This is a genomic window from Alcanivorax sp. HI0044 (genome assembly GCF_001634945.1).
Genome location: NZ_LWEZ01001291.1, coordinates 1 through 3,055, shown reverse-complemented (window position 1 = coordinate 3,055; position 3,055 = coordinate 1). Strand labels below are relative to the sequence as shown.

Annotated in this window: 5 protein-coding genes; 2 read left to right on the top strand and 3 right to left on the bottom strand. The window is 57.3% G+C overall.

Going from position 1 to position 3,055, the window contains the following annotated elements:
- The coding region (locus tag A3730_RS18800; RefSeq protein ID WP_063538669.1) for an OmpW family protein at positions 1-535 on the top strand (535 nt) is incomplete at its 5' end.
- A 167-nt stretch (positions 536-702) separates the two neighbouring features.
- Here A3730_RS18800 and glpE read toward each other — a convergent pair.
- Both glpE and rhlB read right to left on the bottom strand, forming a co-directional pair.
- On the bottom strand, positions 703-1,023 hold the full coding sequence (gene glpE / locus A3730_RS18795) for a thiosulfate sulfurtransferase GlpE (protein ID WP_063519154.1): 321 nt from the start codon (positions 1,021-1,023) through the stop codon (positions 703-705).
- Positions 998-2,341: an ATP-dependent RNA helicase RhlB gene (gene rhlB / locus A3730_RS18790; protein ID WP_231883998.1), complete on the bottom strand. Its 1,344-nt coding sequence runs from the start codon at positions 2,339-2,341 to the stop codon at positions 998-1,000. The genes glpE and rhlB overlap by 26 nt, the downstream gene beginning before the upstream one ends.
- 133 nt (positions 2,342-2,474) lie before the next feature.
- On the opposite strand from rhlB, the gene A3730_RS31860 reads away from it, so the two are divergent.
- The gene (locus A3730_RS31860) at positions 2,475-2,738 is read left to right on the top strand and encodes a DUF1145 domain-containing protein (RefSeq protein ID WP_063519979.1); all 264 of its coding nucleotides are present in this window, start codon (positions 2,475-2,477) and stop codon (positions 2,736-2,738) included.
- Between the two features lie 12 nt (positions 2,739-2,750).
- Here A3730_RS31860 and A3730_RS18780 read toward each other — a convergent pair.
- The coding region (locus tag A3730_RS18780; RefSeq protein WP_156501253.1) for a DUF938 domain-containing protein at positions 2,751-3,055 on the bottom strand (305 nt) is incomplete at its 5' end.

Here is a 3,055-nt window from a genome sequence, read left to right as displayed (position 1 = left end):
GGCATTGCCAGCGGTTGGCGGGCTAGAGGTCGATGTGGACGATGATACCCAGCTGGGGCTGACGTTCGCTTACATGGTGACAGACAACATTGGTGTTGAACTGGTCGGGGCGACGCCGTTTACCCATGACATTGTTCTGGATACCGGTGGCGACGGGGTTGTGATTGGCGAAACCAGCCATTTGCCACCGACGCTGCTGGCCCAGTTTTATGCTCCCCAACTGGGACCTATGCGCGCGTATCTCGGGGCAGGGGTGAACTACACTCTGTTCTTTGATGAGAGCATCGATGATGCGGTAGTCAGCCCACTGGTGGGCGGGGCCGATGTGGATGTGAAGTTGAGCAATTCCATGGGCTTCGCTTGGGAAGTGGGGGCGGATTTCCTCATCAATGAAAACTGGCTGCTCAATGCCAGCGTCTGGAATATCGATATTGATACCGAAGCGCGGCTGTATGTGAATGACGCTCGGGTGGATAAAATCGATGTGGAAATTGACCCTTGGGTCTACATGGTCGGCGTGGGCTATCGTTTTTAGGGAGTGTTACGTTACGCGCTTCATGCAACACGTTGAGTGTTATAGAGAGTCACGCTGAAGTGGGGCATGGGCGGAGAGTACAGTTAACCATCTCCGCCCTCAGTCTTCTGGTTTGGCGTGTAGCGTGCGACGCGTTGCGTCCAGCGGATTTAACTAGTGAACAGGCCCTAAGCCATTTCTTCCAGGCATTCCGGAAATTGTTGCCGGAACACATCGTAGCCACCATCCAGGCTAACCACGTTGCTGAAACCTTGCTCGCCCAGCCAGTCTGCTGCGTTTTGGCTGCTGTTGCCGTGGTAGCAATACACCACCAGCGAATGATCCGGGGCCGTGTTGGTCAGAAACAGATCCACGTTGGCCTGACTTAAATGCACGGCGCCGCGCAAATGCCCGGCCGCAAAGCTGGCCGGATCGCGGATATCGATGAACAGGGCGTCACCCTGTTCAAACAGGGCCTTGCCGTCAGTGGGGCTGATTCGCGTTGCCATTGTCGATCCTTGCTTTGTCATCTTTCGGGGCGGGTGTTTCCTGCCGGGCAGCGGCGGCCTGTTGGTTTGCTGCTTGGGCGGTAGCGTTGGCCGCTTCTTTCTCGGCCAGCAAATCAGCAGGTGGATACTCGCATTCCAGCTTCATGCCGATGGCGTTTTCCAGTTCCGGCAGCAGGAAGGCGTCGTCTTCACAGGCGAAACTGATGGACATGCCGCTGGCACCTGCGCGGCCGGTTCGGCCAATGCGGTGCACGTAATCTTCCGGGTCTTCCGGCAGATTGTAGTTCACCACATGGGAGACACCATCGATGTGGATACCCCGGCCTGCCACGTCGGTGGCGATCAGCACCTGCAGATCGCCAGCACGGAAGCGCTCCAGGGTCTTGCTGCGCTGGGTCTGGGGTACGTCTCCGGAAATCAGGGAGACTTTCAGCCCTTTCTTGTGCAGCCGGTCGCTGACCCGGCGGGTAATGTCCCGGCGGTTTGCAAATACGATGACCTTGTCCATGTCCATGCCGGTGATCAGGTTATAAAGCAGCGTGAACTTGTCGTCGGTGTTGGTGATGTAGACCTTCTGTTCCACGGTGTCTGTGGTGACCTGGGTGGGTTCGATCTCCACCACTGCCGCGTCCTGGGTCCAGCGGCGGGACAGGTTCATCACATCGTCGTTGAAGGTGGCAGAGAACAGCTGGGTTTGGCGGTACTGGCTTTTTGGGGTCATGCCGACAATGCGCTTCACATCGGGAATGAAGCCCATGTCCAGCATGCGGTCGGCTTCGTCCAGCACCAGGAATTCCACCCGGTCGAGCCACAGGTCGCGGCGTTTGGCGAAGTCCAGTAGCCGCCCCGGGGTTGCCACCAGAATATCGATCAGCTTGTTTTGCAGGCGTTCCTGCTGGCGATTGAAATTCATGCCGCCGACGACACTCATCACCTGCAGGTCAGTGTGTTTGGCCAGTACCCTGGCGTCTTTCTCGATCTGCATGGCCAGCTCCCGGGTGGGGGCCACGATCAGTGCACGGGGTTCACCGGCAAAGCGCTGCACGTCGATGGGGTGCTTGAGCAGGTCGTTGATCACGGTGATCAGAAAGGCGGCGGTTTTCCCGGTACCGGTCTGGGCCCGCCCAATGGCGTCGGCGCCAGCAAGTGTGTGGGTCAGTACTTCGGCCTGGATCGGGGTGCAGTACTGGAAACCGGAATCAGCGATACCGTGCATCAGGTCCAGGTGCAGGTCGAAATCGTGAAAGCGGCTCTCGCCTTCCTTTTCCGGTACCTGAAATTGCTCCAGGCTCCAGGAGCTTGCCTTGTCTTTTTGCATGTATTCGCTCAGTCTGAATGCGAGAGATTTTGTGAGTGCAGTCGCCTTGCGTTCCTGTCTGGCAGGGCCTTGGAGGCGTCTCCAAACATCACAGTGTAGAAAAAATAGCCAGCGCTGTCAGAGGATGTTTGTTATGGGCTTGCTTCGCGGCGTTATTGTAGTGTTTTGGGTGGGGGTACTGTTAGCCATTTTCATGGATTTACCCGCTCCCTTTGACCGCCTGCTCATTATCGCCGGCTCGGTGGTGGCGATTCTGCATGCGCTGGAATGCCTGGGCTTTGCCCTGTGGTTGCGGGGCAAAGGCCTGTTTCACTGGCGTGATGCCTTGATGACCATGATATTCGGTGTGATTTACCTGAAGCCGAGAATGCGCAGGGTTCGCCGCGCTCGGGCCTGAAACCGTCGTTTCTTACCCAAACACCAGCACCCGGTTATTGGCGGGCATGGCATGGTCTGCCAGACATTGTCGGCCGTGGCGGGCAAATTCCTGCTCTATCCATTCCTTGTCGCGGATGCCCCGCTGTGGATCGGCAGCTTTTAGCCAGTCTTCAAACTGCCGGTTTGAATCACTGGTGAACTGCCCGTCGTAGTTGAAGGGGCCGTAGACCAAGAATAATCCTGTTGTGCTGAGTCGTTGGCAGCCTTCGGCGATGCAGTGGGCGACCAGCGGTTGCGCCATGATGTGGAAGGTGTTGGCGGTGAATAGATAATCAA

What these genes read in the sequence shown, in the direction of transcription:
- glpE (WP_063519154.1), bottom strand. Translation starts at nt 1,023, where the DNA reads ATGGCAACGCGAATCAGCCCCACTGACGGCAAGGCCCTGTTTGAACAG.
- rhlB (WP_231883998.1), bottom strand. Translation starts at nt 2,341, where the DNA reads ATGCAAAAAGACAAGGCAAGCTCCTGGAGCCTGGAGCAATTTCAGGTA.
- A3730_RS31860 (WP_063519979.1), top strand. Translation starts at nt 2,475, where the DNA reads ATGGGCTTGCTTCGCGGCGTTATTGTAGTGTTTTGGGTGGGGGTACTG.